This window comes from Streptomyces sp. NPDC054770, assembly GCF_053611985.1.
Genome location: NZ_JBSHBL010000035.1, coordinates 49,418 through 67,002, shown reverse-complemented (window position 1 = coordinate 67,002; position 17,585 = coordinate 49,418). Strand labels below are relative to the sequence as shown.

The 17,585-nt window shown below is 71.0% G+C and carries 11 protein-coding genes; 3 read left to right on the top strand and 8 right to left on the bottom strand.

The genetic code is table 11. The annotated features are described in order from the left end of the window. Nucleotides 1-3: 3 nt before the first annotated feature. The 7 genes from ACWGKQ_RS27725 to ACWGKQ_RS27695 form a co-directional block, all read right to left on the bottom strand. Nucleotides 4-2,190 carry an alpha-galactosidase gene (locus ACWGKQ_RS27725; protein ID WP_453294676.1) on the bottom strand — a complete coding sequence of 729 codons (2,187 nt, stop codon included), beginning with the start codon at nucleotides 2,188-2,190 and terminating at the stop codon, nucleotides 4-6. Nucleotides 2,191-2,282: 92 nt separating this feature from the next. Further along, nucleotides 2,283-3,644 carry an ABC transporter substrate-binding protein gene (locus ACWGKQ_RS27720; protein ID WP_453294675.1) on the bottom strand — a complete coding sequence of 454 codons (1,362 nt, stop codon included), beginning with the start codon at nucleotides 3,642-3,644 and terminating at the stop codon, nucleotides 2,283-2,285. Next, entirely contained in the window at nucleotides 3,641-4,678 is a 1,038-nt protein-coding gene (locus ACWGKQ_RS27715; protein WP_453294674.1) for an acetylxylan esterase, read from the bottom strand. The genes ACWGKQ_RS27720 and ACWGKQ_RS27715 overlap by 4 nt, the downstream gene beginning before the upstream one ends. After that, the gene (locus tag ACWGKQ_RS27710; RefSeq protein WP_453294673.1) at nucleotides 4,672-7,089 is read right to left on the bottom strand and encodes a glycosyl hydrolase family 95 catalytic domain-containing protein; all 2,418 of its coding nucleotides are present in this window, start codon (nucleotides 7,087-7,089) and stop codon (nucleotides 4,672-4,674) included. Before ACWGKQ_RS27710 ends, ACWGKQ_RS27715 begins: the two co-directional genes overlap by 7 nt. Before the next feature lie 32 nt (nucleotides 7,090-7,121). After that, on the bottom strand, nucleotides 7,122-8,060 hold the full coding sequence (locus ACWGKQ_RS27705; RefSeq protein WP_453294672.1) for a carbohydrate ABC transporter permease: 939 nt from the start codon (nucleotides 8,058-8,060) through the stop codon (nucleotides 7,122-7,124). 11 nt (nucleotides 8,061-8,071) lie between these two features. Beyond that, a complete protein-coding gene (locus tag ACWGKQ_RS27700; RefSeq protein ID WP_453294671.1) occupies nucleotides 8,072-9,097 on the bottom strand; it encodes a carbohydrate ABC transporter permease in 1,026 nt (341 codons plus the stop codon). Nucleotides 9,098-9,164: 67 nt separating this feature from the next. Then, complete coding sequence (locus tag ACWGKQ_RS27695; protein WP_453294670.1) at nucleotides 9,165-11,225, bottom strand: fibronectin type III domain-containing protein; 2,061 nt, start codon at nucleotides 11,223-11,225, stop codon at nucleotides 9,165-9,167. A gap of 365 nt (nucleotides 11,226-11,590) precedes the next feature. On the opposite strand from ACWGKQ_RS27695, the gene ACWGKQ_RS27690 reads away from it, so the two are divergent. Beyond that, a complete protein-coding gene (locus tag ACWGKQ_RS27690; RefSeq protein WP_453294669.1) occupies nucleotides 11,591-12,745 on the top strand; it encodes an ROK family protein in 1,155 nt (384 codons plus the stop codon). A 61-nt stretch (nucleotides 12,746-12,806) separates the two neighbouring features. Here ACWGKQ_RS27690 and ACWGKQ_RS27685 read toward each other — a convergent pair whose 3' ends face one another. Then, nucleotides 12,807-14,588 carry a M4 family metallopeptidase gene (locus ACWGKQ_RS27685; RefSeq protein WP_453294668.1) on the bottom strand — a complete coding sequence of 594 codons (1,782 nt, stop codon included), beginning with the start codon at nucleotides 14,586-14,588 and terminating at the stop codon, nucleotides 12,807-12,809. Between the two features lie 308 nt (nucleotides 14,589-14,896). Between ACWGKQ_RS27685 and ACWGKQ_RS27680 the strand changes: the two genes are divergently transcribed. Next, nucleotides 14,897-16,123, top strand: coding sequence for a serine hydrolase domain-containing protein (locus tag ACWGKQ_RS27680; protein ID WP_453294667.1), 1,227 nt, complete (start codon nucleotides 14,897-14,899; stop codon nucleotides 16,121-16,123). 103 nt (nucleotides 16,124-16,226) lie between these two features. Further along, nucleotides 16,227-17,570, top strand: a complete 1,344-nt coding sequence (locus ACWGKQ_RS27675; protein WP_453294666.1) for a CAP domain-containing protein — start codon at nucleotides 16,227-16,229, stop codon at nucleotides 17,568-17,570. The last annotated feature ends 15 nt before the right edge of the window (nucleotides 17,571-17,585 follow it).

Genomic DNA, 17,585 nt, shown 5'->3' with positions numbered 1-17,585 from the left:
GCGTCAGGCGGGCGTGACCCTCGCGAGTTCGAGCAGCAGGGCCTGCTCGGGGTTGAGGTTGGGCATGGGCAGCCCCGCCATCGTGAGGACGGAACCGGGCAGGGTCAGCCGGCCGTCGAGTGCCGCGGCCAGCCAGGCGGGCCCCGCCACCTGGTGGAAGGACGGCAGGCCCAGCTCGGTGCGCACCCGTACCCGGTAGGTCGCCTCGGGGGCGAGGCCGGGCAGGCGCACCCGCCCGTACTGGCCCTCGGGGGAGGTCGCGAGCCGGGCCCAGCAGTAGAGCGCGGCCGAGCCGTCGTACGCCACGACCCCGTGCAGCAGCACCGACTCGTCGGTGAGGTCGGCGCGGACCGTGCGGCCGCCGTGCAGCAGCGGGCGCAGTTCGCGGTGGAGCGCGGTCCAGGCGGTGAGGCGGGCGAGTTCCTCCGGTGAGCAGCGGGTGAGGTCCTGTTCGATGCCGGCGTGCCCGAACAGCGCCGTGGTCAGCCGCAACGGGTCGGAGCTGACCCGCTCGGTGGTGTGGCTGGTGCGCGGGCCGACATGGGTGCCGACCAACTCGGGCGGCAGCAGCAGCCCGGTCCAGCGCTGGATGGCCTGGCGTTCCACCGGGTCGTTGCAGTCCGAGGCCCAGACCCGGTCGGTCCGCTCCAGGATGCCGAGGTCCACCCGGCCGCCGCCGGCAGCGCAGCTCTCGATCTCCAGCGCGGGGTGCCGCTCCCGGAGGGCGTCGATCAGCCGGTAGAGGGCCACCACCTGGGCGTGTGCCACGGGACGGTCGGCGGTGCCGTGCACGCTCTCGTGGAGTTCGCGGTTGTGGTCCCACTTGAGGTAGGCGATGCCGTACTTCTCCACCAGGGCGTCCAGCGAGTCCAGCAGGTACTGCCAGGCGTCGGGGTTGGACAGGTCCAGTACGTGCTGATTGCGGGCGGAGGGGCCGACCCCGCGGGCCGGGCCGAGCACCCAGCCGGGGTGCTCGCGGGCCAGGTCGGAGTCCAGGTTGACCATCTCCGGTTCCACCCACAGCCCGAACTCCATGCCGAGCGAGCGCACATGGTCCACCAGCGGGGTCAGCCCCTCCGGCCACACCACGGGGTCCACGGTCCAGTCGCCGAGCCCGGCGTCGTCCGAACGACGGCCCCGGAACCAGCCGTCGTCCAGCACGAACCGCTCGACGCCGACCTCGGCGGCCTTGTCGGCCAGCCGCAGCAGCCGGGCCAGGTCGTGGTCGAAGTACACCGCCTCCCAGCTGTTGAGGATCACCGGGCGGGGGCCGCGCGGATGGGCGGGGCGGGCCCTGAGCAGGGTGTGGAAGCGGTCGGCGAGACCGTCCAGGCCCTGGTCGGACCAGGCGAAGTGGCAGACGGGGGTGGTGTACGACTCGCCGGGCGCGAGCCTGATCTCCCCCGCCCGCAGGAGTTCGCCGCCACCGAACACCCCGGCATGGGTGCCCGCGCCCTCCGGCAACTGCTCGGCCAGATACCGCTGGTCGCCGCTCCAGGCCACGTGCACGGCCCAGACCTCCCCGGCGCGGAAGCCGAACCCGGGCACGCCGACGGCCATCACGTACGGCGAGTCCAGGCCGGGCTTGCCGCGCCGCACCTCCCGGCTGTGCGTGCCGAAGCCCAGCGGCCGCCGCTGGGGGGAGCGCTCCCGGCTCCACTTGCCGGTGAAGTCGAGGACCTCCGCGGCCCGCCGGGGCAGCGGCAGCAGCGTCGTGACCTGCGCGAGGTCGTACGGCGCCGGGTCGGCGTCCGGGCGGCGGGTGAGGGTGGTCCGCACCCCGAGCACGCCCGAGGGCTCCAGCCGGTAGGTGACGGTGGCGTCGAGTCCGGCGCCGGGGTCGGTGAGGTGCAGGGACAGCTCTCCGCCCGCCGCGCCCGGGTGGTACGAGCTGTCGGCCAGGGTCAGCCGGGGCGCGGTGAAGGCACCGGCGAGATGGCCCTCGTGGGCCGGGGTGCCGGACCAGCCGTCGGCCTCGGTGGGCCAGACGGTGAACCGGCGCGGGATGTCGATGGAGTTGTTGAGCACGGCGGGTTCACCGGTCAGGGCGAGCGCGGCCAGGGCGTCCTGGGACAGGTCGCCCAGGTCGGCGCCCCAGTGCAGGACCCTGGGCACCGGTTCGGTGAGCTCCACGACGAGAGCGGTGCCCGCCGCGCGCAGGATGTGGATCCGCGCCGTGCTGTCCGACATGCAGAGTCCTTTCGGGTCGCCCGGCCCCGCCGGACGGGCCCGGTTCAGGCGGGCTCGTCCGGCGGCCGGACGGGGGTTGTGCAGGGGCAGGGTCACTTCTTGGCGAGCAGCTGCTTGCTCTGGTTCTGCATGTCCGTGAAGACGGAGTCGTTCTTCTGGCCGGCGAAGTAGGCCTGGAACAGCGGCTGGAGCGCGTCCTGGAGGGCGGCGCCGTTGCCGTAGACCGGGGACGGGTAGAGGACCTTGTCCTTGATCATGTCAGTGAAGACGGACAGGTCCACGCCCGTCTTGGCCAGCGCCTTGGCCGAGGCGTCCATGGAGGCCGGGATCGACGGGAAGAAGGTGCCGGTCAGGGAGGCCTTGGACTGGCAGGCCTCGCTGCCCATGTAGGAGACCCACTTCCAGGTCTGCTCGGGGTTCTTGGTGCCGGCCCAGATGTTGTTCCCGTTGGAGTTGCTCAGCACGGACCTGGTCTTGCCGTCGGGGCCGTAGGGGGTGGGCGCGATCCCGACCTTGAGGCCGGGGATCTTCACGAAGGTCGAGGCCTCCCACGAACCGCCGGTCTCCATCGCGACCTTGCCGGAGGAGAGCAGGTCGACGTCGCTGACGCTGTCGGTGAACTGCCCGATCTTGGGGGCGTAACCCTTGTCGGTCAGCGAGCGGATCCAGTCCATGGTCTTCACGAACCGCGGGTCGGAGTAGTTGAACACCGTCGGCCAGGTGGTCTTGTCGCCCAGCCGCCAGCCCGTGGTGCTGACCAGCGGGTTCCAGGTGAACTGGCCGATGAAGTCCTTCGACGCGATCTCCCCGTAGCCGTACGTCTTGACGTGGGACTTGTCGAAGCCCTTCTCGTCGCCACGGCGTCCCTTGGTGTCGATCGTCAGGTGGGCGATCATCTTGCCCAGTGTGCCGCCGTTGTCCGGGTTCCAGTTCAGCGAGTCGACGTCCTTGTCGGTGTACCCGGCCTTCTTGATGGCGTCCTCGTTGAAGTAGACGCCGGACGCCGCCCAGTCCAGCGGCAGGGCGTACTGCTTGCCGTCAGTGTACTTCCAGGCGTCGACGCCGACGGAGAACCGCGACAGGTCGAACTTGTCCTTGGCGATGAAGTCGTCCATCGCCAGCAGCTGGTGCTGGGAGGCGTAGGCCTGGAAGAACTGGACGCTGTTCTGGAAGGCGTCGGGCGCGTTGCCGGCCACGAATCCGGCGGTCAGCTTGGTGAAGTAGTCGTTCACGTTGTACTGCGTGATCTTCACCTTGATGTCGGGGTTGGCCTTCTCGAAGTCCGTGGCGCACACCTTGTACGCGGCGGCCTGCTTGTCGTCCCAGGTCCACCAGTTGACGGTCTTGGAACCGCCGGCGGACGACGAGCCGCCCGAGCAGGCGGAGAGCACGGCGGCCAGGGTGAGCGTGGCGCCCAGCGCGACCGTCTTGCGAACTCTCGTGTTTCTTCTCATCGTTCCTTCTTTCGGGAGGACGCGGTGGGTGCAGGGGACGGCAGCACCGCAGGGTGGGACGACGTCTTGAGGAGCGCGCCGAACGCGCCGAGTACGACCGCCAGGTCGTCGGGTCCGCCGGCGTCGTGGCCGTTGAACTCCCACAGCCGCAGCTCCTTGGGGCCTGCGTAGGCGTGGTAGGAGGCGATCGCGGTGACCGGCGGGCACACCTCGTCGCGCAGTCCGGCGGAGAACCAGGCGGGGGCGGTCGCGCGCCGGGCGAAGGCGAGGCCGTCGAAGTAGCCGAGGGTGTCGAAGGTCCGCTCCACCCGGTCCCGGCGGGCGGCCAGGTAGCCGATGATCTCGGCGTAGGGCTCGGCGGAGGTGAGCCGGGTGGCCTGCCGGATGTCGCAGAGGAACGGCGCCTGGAAGTGGGCGGCGGCCAGTGCGGGCACCAGTCCGGCGACCGCGAGGGCGATGCCGCCGCCCTGGCTGGGTCCGACGACGGCGACCCGGGCCGGGTCGACGAGGTCGGTACGGGCGCGCAGGGCGTCGACGGCGCGGACGGCGTCGGTGAACACCCGGCGGTAGACGTAGGTGTCCTTGTCCTCGATGCCGCGGGTCAGGAAGCCGGGGTGGGCGGGGCCGCTGCCGACCGGGTCGGGGGTCGCTCCCCCGCCGGCCCAGGCGCCGCCCTGGCCCCGGGCGTCGACCAGCAGGTGGGCGTACCCGGCCGACGCCCACAGCAGGTCGTCGATCGGGGCGCCGCGCCCGCTGCCGTAGCCGTGGAACTGGACGACGGCGGGCAGCGGTCCGCCGCGGTGCCGGGGCATCCGGAGCCAGGCGCGGACCGGGTGGCCGCCGAAGCCGGGCAGGACGGCGTCGAAGACGTCGACCGTCTCCAGGCCGGTGGGAACCTCGGTGAGTTCCAGCGCGGGTTCCCGCTCGGCGCGGGTCTCGGCGAGGGTGCCCTTCCAGAAGGTGTCGAAGTCGGCGGGTTCCCGGTAGGCGCTGCGGTAGGCGAACAGCTCGGGGACGTCCTGTTCGGTCAGCACGGCACCGGCTCCCCCCGGGGACGGAGGGCGGCGTCCAGCTCGATCCGGTGCCCGGCCGGGAGCCGTAGTCCGGTCTCGTCGTCCCGGTGCCGGATCCGCACGGTCTCGGCCCCGTCGCCGGTGAGCCGGCGCACGGTGGCACCGGTCAGCGTGCCGTCGGCCCAGGCGAAGTCCACGGCGAGGCCGCCGCGGCAGCGCAGATCCCTGGCCGCGCCGTCGGCCCACTGCGCGGGCAGCGCGGGCAGCAGATGCAGGGTGCCGGTGTGGCTCTGCAGCACCATCTCGGCGATGCCGGCCATGAGTCCGTAGTTGCCGTCGATCTGGAACGGCGGGTGGGTGGAGAAGAGGTTGGGCAGCAGTCCGCCCCAGCGGGAGCCGTCCACGGGGGCGTCGACCGCGGCGTCTCCGTCGAGCGGGCGGACGGCTTCCAGGAGCAGCGAGCGCGCGGTCGCGGCGTCGCGCAGCCAGGCCCGCAGGGCGATCTTCCAGGACCACGACCAGCCCATCGCGCCGGGACCGCGGCGGTCCATCGACTTGCGTGCCGCGGCGGCCAGTTCGGGGGTCGTGTCGGGGTCGACCAGACCGAGCGGGTGGACGGCGATCAGGTGGGAGAGGTGTCGGTGGTGCGGGTCGGCCTCGGTGAGGTCCTCGGCCCACTCCTGGAGCCGGCCCTCGGCGGAGACCGGCAGCGGGCGCAGCCGGGGCAGCGCGGCGCGTATCTCGCCGGTCAGCGGGGTGTCCAGGCCCAGCAGCTCGGCTGCTCTGAGGGTCCGTTCGAAGGTGGCCCGGATCAGCGCCAGGTCCATGGTGGCGGACCGGGTCAGGGACCTCGGGGTGCCGTCGGTCAGGAAGAGGTTCTCCGGGGAGGTGGACGGCAGGGTGTCCAGGTGGCCGGTGCCGTCGTCGACGAGCCAGTCGAGGAGGAACTCGGCGCATCCGCTGAGCAGCGGCCAGGCCCGGTCGCGCAGGAAGCCGAGGTCGCGGGTGAAGTCGTAGTGGTCCCACAGGTGCTGGGACAGCCAGGCGCCGCCCATCATCCACAGCGCCCACGAGGGGTTGCCGTGGCCCATGCCGACCGGCAGGGCCCATCCCCACGGGTCGGTGTTGTGGTGGGCGACCCAGCCGCGCGCGCCGTACAACTGCCGTGCCACCTGCGTGCCTTGTACGGCCATCCGGTCGAGCAGGTCGAACAGCGGCTCGTGGCAGGCGCTGAGGCCCACCGCCTCCGCGCCCCAGTAGTTCATCTGGGTGTTGATGTTGATCGTGTAGTTCGACGACCAGGCGGGGCGCAGGTCGGCGTTCCAGATGCCCTGGAGGTTGGCCGGGGGGCCGGTGTGCGGGCGGGAGGCAGTGGCCAGGAGGTGCCGTCCGAGCTGGAACAGCACGGTGGCGGTGAGGAGTTCGTCGTCGCCGTCGAGGATGTCACGGGCGACGTCGTAGGTGCCGGAGCGGCGGGGTCCGATGCGCAGGCTGGTGGTACCGAGCAGGCCGCGCACATCGGCCTCGTGGTCCTTGAGGAGGTGGTCGGCGCCCTGTGCCGCGGCCCGCGCGGCGGTGTCGCCCGCCTCGGCCAGGTGGGCGGCACGGTCCACTGCCGTGGTCCCGCGCCAGTGGCGGTCGGCGGCGGTGGAACTGGCGAGGGTGAGCAGGACGTGGGAGGCGCCGGTGACGTGCAGGCCGCCCTCGTCGTCCAGCGTCGTCGTGCCGTCGGTGTGCAGGGTGAGGGCGAGGGCGCCGAAGGGGTCGTAGCCGTCGACGCGGCCGTCCGCGTAGTACAGCGGCTCGGCGACCTCGGGCTCGTGGGCGGGGGCGCCGTCCACCGGTATCTCGATGCCCAGGGTGATGCCGTCGAGTGCGACCGTGCGCAGCACCTCGCGCAGCGGGGTGGACAGTTCGACGGACAGGTCCACGGTGCCGCCGTCGGCGTCCAGTGTCGTGCACAGTGCGCCGGTGACGGCGTCGGCCCAGATCCGGCGCCGGACGGCGGTCCCGTCGAGGTCGAAGCCGTCCTCGGCCACCGCTGTGTCGAGGTCGAGCGTCCGGCCGTGGTAGGCAGCCCGCTCGCCGCCCGTCACGGTCAGGTACAGGTCGGCGTACGGGAGGTACTCCTGGGTGTAGGGCCCCTCGAAGGTCATGAGCAGGGACTCGGCCGTGTCCTGGTCTCCGGCGCGGAGCGCCGTGCGGACCTCTTCGAGCCGCTGCGGACCGGCCCCCTGGGCGCGGAGCGCGGCGAGGGCGGCGGCCGGTCCGCCGGGGGTGCCGGACCAGACCGTGGAGTCGTTGATCTGGATCCGGGACCGGCCGGCGCCGCCGAAGACCATCGCGCCGATCCTGCCGTTGCCGACGGGAGCGGCCTCGGTCCAGTCGGCCGCGGGCGCGGGCCAGCTCAGCACCAGGTCGCTGGAGTGCATGGCTGTGTCGTCCAATCGAGGGGTGCGGCGGGTCACTTGAGGCCGGAGAAGCCGATGGAGTTGACGATGCGCTTGCCGAAGGCGACGAAGAGCAGCAGCATCGGCAGCGCCGCGACCAGGGCGGCGGCCATCAGGCCCGCCCAGTCGGGGGCGGCCTGCGGCGAGGACTGCTTGAAGACGCCGAGGGCGAGGGTCAGCGGCTGCACGTCCTGGCTGTTGGTGATCAGCAGCGGCCAGAAGTAGTCGTTCCAGGCGTTGACGAACATCAGGAGCGACACGGTCGCGATGGGCGCGGACGACATCGGCAGGACGATCCGGAAGAAGATCCGCAGCGGTCCGGCGCCGTCGAGGATGGCGGCCTCCTCGACCTCGTTGCTCAGGCCGAGCATGAACTGCCGCAGGAAGAACAGGGTGAAGGCCTGGAAGAGCGCCCCGGGCAGGATGAGTCCGGCGAACGTGTTGGTGAGCCCCAGGTCTTTGACGAAGACGAAGTTGGGCAGCAGCGTGAAGACGCTGGGCACCATCAGCGCGGTGATGAGGATGTTGAAGACCAGGTTGCGGCCGCGCCAGTGCAGCCGGGAGAACGCGTAGGCGCCGACCGCGGAGAACAGGACGATCAGCACCGTCTGCACGGACGCGTAGATCAGCGAGTTCCGCAGATAGAGCAGGATGTCGATGGTGGCGCCGGAACCGCCCTGGGCCTGTGCGTCGGCGGTGGAGGCGATACCGAGGACGCGTTCGAAGGCGCCCCAGGTGAAGCCGACCGGCAGCGGCGAGGACGGATGGGTCGCCAGTTTGTAGTTGTTGGACAGCGCGGTGCGCAGGATCCAGTAGAACGGGAAGAGCGTGATCAGGACGATGATGCCGAGGTAGGTCCAGGCGACGATCCGGCCCGGCGAGAAGCGGCGGGGGTTCTTCCGGGGCCGGGGCTGTGCGGTGGCCGCCCGGCCGGGGGCGAGGGTGACTGCCATGACGGGCTCCTTCAGCTCAGGTCGGATTCGTTGGCGCGGGCGAGCCGCAGCTGGGTGAAGGTGACCGTGATGAGCAGGGCGAACAGGGCCAGCGAGAGGGTGGCGGCGTAGCCGAAGTCGAACTGCCGGAACGCCTTGCTGTAGATGTACATCTGGAGGACGTTCGAGGCGTTGGCCGGACCGCCCTGGGTGGTGACCTCCACGATGTCGAACACCTGGAAGGAGTTGATCACCGTGAGGACGACCACCATGACCAGGATGGGACGCAGCAGGGGCACGGTGAGCCGGCGGAACATCTGCACTTCACTGGCGCCGTCCACCCGGCCGGCCTCGTAGATGGTGGCCGGGATGGTCTGCAGTCCGGCGAAGATCAGCAGCGAGTAGTAGCCCATCCACTTCCAGATGCTGATCGCGGCGAGGGACGGAATGGCCCAGCCGCTGCTGCCGAAGAAGAGGATGGAGTGGCCCGTCAGGTGCTGGAGGACGAGGCTGATGACGCCGAGGGACGGGTCGAGCATCCACTGCCACACCAGGGCGGCGATGACGTTGGAGATGAGGAACGGCAGCAGGATGACGCCGCGCAGTGTCGACGACTTGGTCACCCGGTGCAGCACCACGGCCGTCACCAGCGAGGCCAGGGTGCCGAAGACGACGGCCAGGATGACGAAGTAGACGGTGACGAGCAGGGAGTGCCAGAAGACGTCGTCGCCGAACATCTCGTGGAAGTTGGCCAGTCCCACCCAGTTCGGCGGGGTGAGGACATGGAAGTCGGTGAAGCTCAGGTAGATGCCCCGGAGGGTCGGATAGGCGTAGAAGACCGCGAATCCGATGACGGAGGGGATGATCAGCAGGAGTGCGACCGGCAGGTCGCGGCGGCGGGCCGCCGCGGACCTGGTCGGCGTGTAGCGGCCCGCCCTGCGGGCCGGACGGGTCTTCTGGACGTGCGGGGTCGAGCCGGAGGCGGTGGCCGTGGTGGTCACCGCGGCTGACGGCGGTGCGGCCGGCCGCTCGGGCTTGCCCTGTGATGTGACCACCACGGCACTCTCCTCGGGTGTCAGGCAGATGGAACGTCGGTCGGGGACAGGGTCGGGATCGGACGGAGCGTCAGAGGACGATCCGGTCCACGTCGGCGGCGTAGTCCGAGGCGTTGCCGAAGGTGATCGTGTTGTCGCCGGCCTTCAGCTGGACGGGCACGGTGATCGAACTCGGCTGGCCCCAGTTGTTGTCGTTGCTGCCGGGCAGGAACTGCTGGAAGGAGGTGTCACCGGTGGTGATGATCATCGTGCGGCCGGTGTCGCCGTCGGTGTAGTCGAGCTTCATCAGGTACGTGCCGTCCCGGGGTGCGGTGACGTGGTTGATCGCCACGGTTCCGGTGCCGCCGAGGTTGCCGACCTTCTTGCCGCCCGAGCACGCCGAGCAGTCGCCCACGGAGGCGTTGCCGGTGAGGGTGTTCGCGGAGGCCTCGGCCTCGTAGGAGACCGGTCCGTCGGCCGCGGGCGTGGTGACGGGGACCGCCTTGCTCGCCGGGGACTTGCGGCCCTTGGCGTCATGGGCGACCACGGTGAAGGAGTAGCCGATGCCGGCCTTCAGACCGCTCACGGTGGCGGAGGTGCCGGTGACGGTGGCCGCCTTCTTGCCGTTCGCGTAGACGTCGTAACCGGTGGTCTTGGTACCGGAGTTGACCTTGCTCCAGGCGAGCGAGACGCTGCCGGCGGTCGACGCGGTGCCGTGCACGTTCAGCGGGACGCCGGGGTGGGTGCCGGTGGCGGCGGGCGTGATGCGCAGCAGGCGCGAGCCGTGCGGGGCCAGGTCGGCGGTGAACCTGCCGCTGACCGAGCCGAGGTTCTTGTGGCTCCACAGGTCGCGGACCTTGGCCTTGCCGCTGATGCCGAGGTCGCTGAAGTCGGCGGTCACGTCGGAGTAGCCCTTGCCCAGGTTGAACAGGGCGACGGTGTAACTGCCGTCGGCGTTGCGGGTGTACCAGGTCTGCTGCGGGGTCTTCTGGCTGACCGGCCTGGCGGGGGTGCCGGCCTGGTCGACCGCGATGACCTCGTCGTTGGTGAGCAGCTTCAGGCCGTACTTGTCGAGCTTGGTGAGGTCGTCACCGATGTACAGCGGCGCGGCCTCGATGGCCCACAGCGTCATGTAGCTCTGGCGCTCGGTGAGGTTGATGCCGTCCATGACGTCGGAGCCCACGTCGAGCGAGTCGAGGTTGTTCCAGTGGCCCGGCCCGGCGTCGTCGATCCACGGCACGACGTCGTTCCAGCGCGCCTTGACGGAGTTGTTCCACGTCACCAGCGTGTCGCAGTAGCACTCGACGTCCGTGTCGACGCGCCAGCCGTTGGAGTTGGCCTTCCAGACGTCGGCCTTGTTGTGGCTGAGCGACCAGGACAGCACGAACTGGATGGGACGGCCGGTGTTCTTCAGCGCGGTGTGCCACGCCTGGATGTCGGGGACGTTGTTGTGCGCGTCGTCGCCCTGGTTGGAACCGGGGCCCACTCCGTCGATCTTGAGGAAGTCCACGCCCCAGGAGGCCAGTTGGTCGGCCTCGGACTGGATGTACTTGGTGGTGCAGGGGCTGGAGAAGTTCAGCTGGTAGGAGACGTTGTCCCAGCCGCTGGTCTTGCGCAGGTCCGGGTAGACGATGTCCTTGGTGGTGCAGCCGGGGGCGTTGTAGATGGGCGTCTTGCCGTCGTTGTACGCCTGCTGGTAGAGGCCGACCGCCAGGTAGAGGCCGAACTTCAGTCCCTTGCTGTGGAGCTTGTTCGCGAGGTACTTCATGCCGTGCGGGAACTTCGTCAGGTTCGGCGTCGGCCGGGCGTAGGCGTCACCCTTGGGGTCGTTCCAGCCGGCGTCGACGTTCACGTAGTCGTAGCCGTGGGACTTCAGCTTCGAGGACAGGACGCCGGCCTGCTCGAGGACGTGCGACTCGGTGAGCCAGTCACCGTTGTAGCCGGGGAAGTTGGTGGATTCGACGCTCCAGGTGCTGTAGCCCATGTACGGCTTGGCGGCCACGACGGGCGAGGTCGTGGTGCCGGATGCCTGGGCCCCCGAGGCATCCGCGGTGGTCGCGGCCCGCGCCGAGGCGGGCACGACGAGTGCCGCCACGAGCGCGGAGAGGCAGGTGATGGTTCTCAGACGTGTGGGCAGAGCTGGACGAGCCATGGATGTACTCCGTCTGGGCGCGGCTGCAGGCGGGGTTGCCGCCTGAGGTGTGGAGGTGCGGGGAGCCTCTCGGTGTCGTCGTCCCGGGACATCACCGAGGGGTTCGCTGGGACCAACGGGCGCGTGGGTGGGGGCCACGCTCCTCACCGGCGCCGGACCGTCCCGTCCGCCCCGACGAGGAGTGCGGCGAATGTAGGCGCAGTTTCCTTCCAACGTCAACATAGTCGTTGGGGCAAAAACTCCGACCTTTAGGGAAGCTGCGCGGAGGTTTCGGCCAGACGCTGCCGAATGACCTGCGGTTTCGAGCCAAGAGAGCGGATGTTTGACGCTTGATTTACTTTCCTAAGGAAAGGTAACGTCCTCCTATGACCCTCGCCGACCAGCCACCCGCGGCAGCACTCGTCTTCCAGACCCTGCTCCAGCACGGTCCACTGAGCCGCGCCGAGCTCGGCCGGCGGACCGGGCTGACGCCCGGTGCCGTCACCAAGGCGGCCGCCTCCCTGATGGCCGACGGCTGGATCACCGAAGGTGGCCGGCCCGCCACGGAACGGACGAACGGCCGCCCGGCGACCCTGATCGAAGTACGGGCCGAGCGCGCGCTGTTCGCCGGCGTGAAGGTCACCGGGGAGGAACTCATCGGTGTCCTGGCCGACCTGACCGCGAGGCCGCTGGCCTCCCATCGGGTGGCGCTGGACTCGCGGGACGTGGGCACCGTGGTGCTGGCCATCGCCCGGCTGGTGGACCGGCTGCGGGTGGCGGCGGACCTGGAGGGGGAGGACGCCGTGCACGGCATCGGGGTCACCATCTCCGGTGACGTGGACAGCCGGCTGGGCACCGTCCAGTACTCACCCTTCCTCAACTGGCGCCGGGTGCCGCTCGCCCAGCTGGTCGAGGAGGCCACCGGCACCCCCACGGTCATCGAGAACGACGTGCGCGCCCTGACCGTGGCCGAGCAGTGGTTCGGCGCCGGCGTCGGCGTGTCGATCTTCGCCCTGGTCACGGTCGGCGCGGGCATCGGCGCCGGACTCTCCATCGGCGGCCGGGTGGTCTCCGGCGCGCACGGCGTGGCCGGTGAGATCGGGCATCTGCCGGTGAGCGGCGTCGAACGGGTCTGCACCTGCGGCAACACCGGTTGTGTCGAGGCGGTCGCCTCCACCCACGCGATCGCCGAGCAGGCCCGGCAGGCCACCGGGGACCCGAAGCTCACCATGGACGACGCGGTACACCTCGCCCACGCCGGAGACCCCACCGTCCGTGCGGTCTTCGCCCGCGCCGGACACGCCGTGGGCCTGGCCCTGGCCTGTGTCGCCAACCTCATCGGACCGGAACGGATCATCATCTCCGGCGAGGGCGTGGCCTCCTACGACCTGTTCGCCGACCACATCCGGCAGGCGTTCGTGGACCACGCGTTCGGCGCCGCGGTGGACTGCGACCTCCTGGTCCGCCCCCTGCCGTTCGAGGAATGGGCACGCGGCGGCGCCGCGGTCGCGGCACAGCGCGTGTTCGCGCCCACGAAATAGACCCGGTCCGGGTGCCCAGCCCCCCGGCAGGGCACCCGGATCCGGCGGCGTGTCGCTCTTGTCAGGGACGGGCCGTCGGCGTGTTGGCCTCGGTGACGTCGACCGCGGACCACGCCTGGTCGACCGTGCGGTACTCGACGCCGCTCGCGCCGTAGAGGTCCTTGGCCGCCTTCAGCGTCGCGATCCGCGCGTCGTGGAAGTCGGTCGAGGAGACCATGTACCGGGTCAGGGCACGGTAGAAGATCGCCGTGGCCTTGGCGCGGCCGATGCCGGTGACCGTGGACCCGTCGTAGGTCGGTGAGTCGTAGGTGGTCGCACCGATGGTCTTGCGGCCGCTGCCCTCGGCGAGCAGGTAGAAGGCGTGTGAGGAGACGCCGGAGCCGGCGTGCACCTCGGCGTTCGCCACCTCGGGCGACCAGTAGTCGACCGTGCCTTCGAGGCGGTCGAGCGAGGGGTGGTCGAGGCGGCGCAGGAACTTCTGGCGCAGGCCCAGCTTCTCGCCCAGCAGGTAGTTCGGCGGGTTCTTCTGGTTGTTCGCGAAGAACTCCACGCCGGAGCCGAAGATGTCGGCCAGCGACTCGTTCAGCGCGCCCGGTTCGCCGAACTGGTTGCCGTCGTTGTCGACGTACGTCGGTTCGAGCTTGGCCGTGGCGTCCACCACGCCGTGGGTCAGCTCGTGGCCGGTGACGTCGAGGACGACCAGCGGCTTCTTGATCTCGTCGCCGTCCCCGTCGCCGTACAGCATGCAGCCGCAGGCCGAGTCCCAGAAGGCGTTGCCGACCTTCTTGCCCCAGTGGACCATGGCGCGGGCGGGCTTGGAGTTGTTCGCTATGCCCTTGCGGCCGAAGGTCTTCTTGTAGAAGTCCAGGGTCTCGGTGATGCCGTACTGGGCGTCGGCGGCGGCGCTGCCCCGGCTGGTGGTGGTGCCGTTGCCCCAGCTGTCGGTGGTGCTGGTGAACTTGGTGCCCTGGCCGAAGCTCTCGGTCTCCTTGCCCTTGGCGTCCCGGGTCTCGGTGCCGTAGCGGGTGGGGTCCTTGAGCAGGAAGCTCTTGCGGGCGGTCTGCGTGGTGGTGAGCGGAACCTTGCCGACGAAGAGGGACTTGCCATAGCCGTGGGCGGTGGCCGGGTAGTGGGCCGCGGCGGAGACGGACACGCCGGCGAGGGCCTGGGCCTGCGCGCCGGCGCCGGCGGCCGGGTCGAGGGTCTCGCCGCGGCTGCGGAGGGTCTCCAGCAGCTTGGGCGAGAGGAACTCGTCGCTGTCCGGCGTGTTGCTGCGCACCTTCCCGGTGAGGGCGTCGACGACGACCGTGCTGGAGCCGTCGGAGCCGTCGACGGTCACCTGGTAGGCGAGGGCGGCGGCGCCGTCCCGGGCGTCCACCACGAGCCGGGCGGTGCCGGCGTCGCCGGCGGCGACCGCGGCGGCCTTCTCCTCGGCCTGCCGGGCGGTCAGCTTCGCCTCGGTGGCGGCGGGCCTGACGGTGTGATCGGCCGCGCGGGTGACGCCGGTGTAGGCCAACCGGCGGGAAAGATGGACCACGAGGTCGCCGCCGAGTACCGGCATCCCCCGGTGGGTGCGGACGAAGCGGACGTGGCGTGCCCCTTCGGGGTCGATCATCACGTCCTGCGGCCGGAGTTCGTCGCCCGCGCCGACACCGGTCGCCGTGGCATGGGCGAACGCCGCGGCCCGGGCGGCGGCCACCACCTGCGCGGCCGTCGTGGCGGAGGCCGCGACCGACTGTCGTTCCCCCGTGGCGGGACCGGCGAAGGCCGTACCGGCCAGGCCCGTGGCGGCCGTCGTCACGGCGACGGCGACCGCCACGCTGCGTATGTGCACGCTACGCACTGATCAGGGTTCCTTCGTTCGAAGGCGGCCGGGGTCACCAACCGCCTTGCGGCAGGGCGCCGTTGGGCGCCAAGGGGGCTGGTCGGGCCCCGGGCCGCAACCCTTCCGGACGAATCATGTCCATGTAAAGCGCAATTCGTTACGTTTCTTGCCTTTCGTGGCAATACATGGCGAATCCGCACCGCACGGTGATCAGGGAGTGACCAACTGTGCGTCGGCTGTGGAGATGTGACGGGATGCGAGAGGGTTCCCCGAACCGTGTGTGACTCATCTCGCATCGAAGGCAGCACAGAGAGGAGCAGGTCCGAATGGTCTCGGCAATGGTGTGCAGAAGCGCGGTGCTCGGGGCGGTGACGCTGTCACTGTTCGCGGTCCCGGCCCAGGCGGCGCCCCTGAAGACGGCGGACGGGCCGCAGGCGGCCGCCGCCCTCCCGGCGCCCGACACCGCGGGGCTGACCGCGGTCCTGCGCTCGGTCGTGGCGAAGGGTGCGCCCGGCGCGATGGCCCGCATCGACGACGGCACCCAGGTCTACCGGTCCGCGCAGGGCATGGCCGACCGTATGAGCCGGCGGGCCCTCACCACCACCGACCGCTTCCGGGTGGGCAGTGTCACCAAGACGTTCTCGGCGGTGGTCCTGCTGCAACTGGTGGACGAGCACCGGCTCGCCCTGGACGCGCCGGTCAACCGCTACCTGCCGGGGCTGCTGCCGGACGACCGCATCACCGTGCGGCACGTGCTGAGCCACCGCAGCGGTCTGTACGACTACACCAACGACATGTTCGCGAGCAGCGTGTCCGGCTTCGAGGCCGTCCGCGACAAGGTCTTCACCTACCGCCAGCTGGTGGACCTGTCCCTGCAGAAGCCGCGCACCAACGCGCCGGGCGCCGCCTACTCGTACTCGAACACCAACTTCGTGGTCGCCGGCATGCTGATCGAGAAGCTCACCGGGCACAGCGTGCGCACGGAGTACGAGAACCGCATCTTCAAGCCGCTCAAGCTCGACGACACCTTCTACGTGCACCCCGACACGAGGATCCCGGGGCAGCACGCCAACGGCTACCTCACCGCGGACCGGGCGGGCGACCGGCCCGTCGACGCCACCGACCAGACGGTCTCCTGGGCGCAGAGCGCGGGCGCCATCATCTCCAGCGCCCGCGACCTCGACACGTTCTACTCGGCGCTGGTGCGCGGCAAGCTGACGTCGGCCGCCCGCCTCGCGGACATGGAGCGCTTCACCCGCGTCAACTCGAACACCTCCTACGGGCTGGGGCTGCGCCGCCGCGACCTGTCCTGCGGGATCTCGGTGTACGGCCACACGGGCGCCGTCCAGGGCTACTACACGTACGCCTTCACCAGCAAGGACGGCAAGCGCAGCATCACCGCGCTCGCCAACGCCTCCAACAGCTCCGACGTGCTCAACACGCTGGCGGCCACGCTGGAGCCGGCGTTCTGCGGCAAGCAGAAGTCGGTGCGGAGCACGGCCGTCCCGCTGGAGCGGGAGGACGTGGCGCCGGCCGCGCCGCGGGAGCAGTAGCACCGCGACCCGCCGGGGGAACCTCGCGCCCGGGCCGGACGTTCAACCGGCGACTCCCCCACCGGGCGCGGCGTTCGGCCCCTGACCTCGTAGAGGCGGCGAGATGAGCGAGCTGGTCCCCGGGGGCAATCTGCCCCTTCCGGGCGGCGCGCTGACGCTGCGGGTGCCCGGTCCCTTCGACGTGTCGGCCCTGATCACCGGCGAGAGCGGCAGGGTCGGCGGTGACGCCGACTTCGTGTTCTACAACCAGCCGGACGCGCCCGGCGTCCGGCTGCGCGGTGACACGCTGACCGTCGAGACGGCCCTGCTGCGGGCCGGGGCCCAGCGCGTCACCCTCACGGTCACCGCCGCCGAACCCGGCACCCCGCTCGGCCGGCTGCCCGCCGCCACCCTGCACGTGACCGACCGCCTCGGCCGTACGGTGGCCCGCTTCGCACCGCCGCGCCCGGAGACGGAGACTCTGCTGCTGCTCTCCGAGATATACCGAAGGGGCACCGGCTGGAAGCTGCGCGCGATCGGCCAGGGATACGCGGACGGACTGGCGGGCCTCGCCCGGGACTTCGGTGTCGACGTGGTCGAGGACCGGCAGCCGGCCGCCGGTTTCCGCGCCGCCATCCCGACCCAGCGCACGGCGGCCTCGCCGCCCCGCCCCTCGACCGCCTCGCTCCCCGATCCGGACGGCCTGCTGGGCCAGGTCAACTCCGCCCGCGCCCGGGCCGGCCGCCCGCCGGTGGCCCCGGACGCCCGGCTCACCTCGGCCGCCCTCGCGCACGCCGGCGCCATGGCCGACGCCGGCCGGCTGGCCACCGAGAGCCATGACGGCGTCTCGGTCCACCAGCGGATCAGCGACACCGGATTCACCTACGTCACGGTCGGCGAACACCTCGTCTCCGGCCCCCGCACCCCGGCCGAGTTCGTCGACTACTGCCTGCGCTCCGAGGACGCCCGGCGCACCCTGCTCGACCCGGCCTTCACCCACGCCGGCCTGGCCCACGCCCGCAGCCCGCGGAACGGGGACACCTACTGGACCGCCCTGTGGGCCAGACCCCTGACCCAGGCCGAACTGACCCGCACCCGCGCCGAGGTCGTCGACCTCACCAACCGCGAGCGCACCCGGACCGGGCTGCGGCCGCTCGCGGTGGATCCGCAGCTGGCGGCGGCCGCGCAGGCGTACAGCACGGACATGGCGACCCGGGACTTCTACTCGCACACCTCCCCCGAGGGCACCCAGCCGTGGGACCGGGCCGCCGCCGCGGGCTCGCGGCGGCGCACCATCGGCGAGAACATCGCCTGCGGCCAGCGTTCCGCGGCCGAGGTGGTGGACGGCTGGATGAACAGCCCGGGCCACCGGGCCAACATCCTCAAAGCGGACTTCACCCACATAGGCATCGGCTTCGCGGGCGGCGGCCGGGCCGGCACCTACTGGACCCAGCTGTTCGGTGCCTGAACCGGTACCGTCCGT

Coding starts and splice junctions, on each gene's coding strand:
- ACWGKQ_RS27680 (WP_453294667.1), top strand. CDS start 14,897: ATGGTCTCGGCAATGGTGTGCAGAAGCGCGGTGCTCGGGGCGGTGACG.
- ACWGKQ_RS27690 (WP_453294669.1), top strand. CDS start 11,591: ATGACCCTCGCCGACCAGCCACCCGCGGCAGCACTCGTCTTCCAGACC.
- ACWGKQ_RS27705 (WP_453294672.1), bottom strand. CDS start 8,060: ATGGCAGTCACCCTCGCCCCCGGCCGGGCGGCCACCGCACAGCCCCGG.
- ACWGKQ_RS27710 (WP_453294673.1), bottom strand. CDS start 7,089: ATGCACTCCAGCGACCTGGTGCTGAGCTGGCCCGCGCCCGCGGCCGAC.
- ACWGKQ_RS27695 (WP_453294670.1), bottom strand. CDS start 11,225: ATGGCTCGTCCAGCTCTGCCCACACGTCTGAGAACCATCACCTGCCTC.
- ACWGKQ_RS27725 (WP_453294676.1), bottom strand. CDS start 2,190: ATGTCGGACAGCACGGCGCGGATCCACATCCTGCGCGCGGCGGGCACC.
- ACWGKQ_RS27675 (WP_453294666.1), top strand. CDS start 16,227: ATGAGCGAGCTGGTCCCCGGGGGCAATCTGCCCCTTCCGGGCGGCGCG.
- ACWGKQ_RS27720 (WP_453294675.1), bottom strand. CDS start 3,644: ATGAGAAGAAACACGAGAGTTCGCAAGACGGTCGCGCTGGGCGCCACG.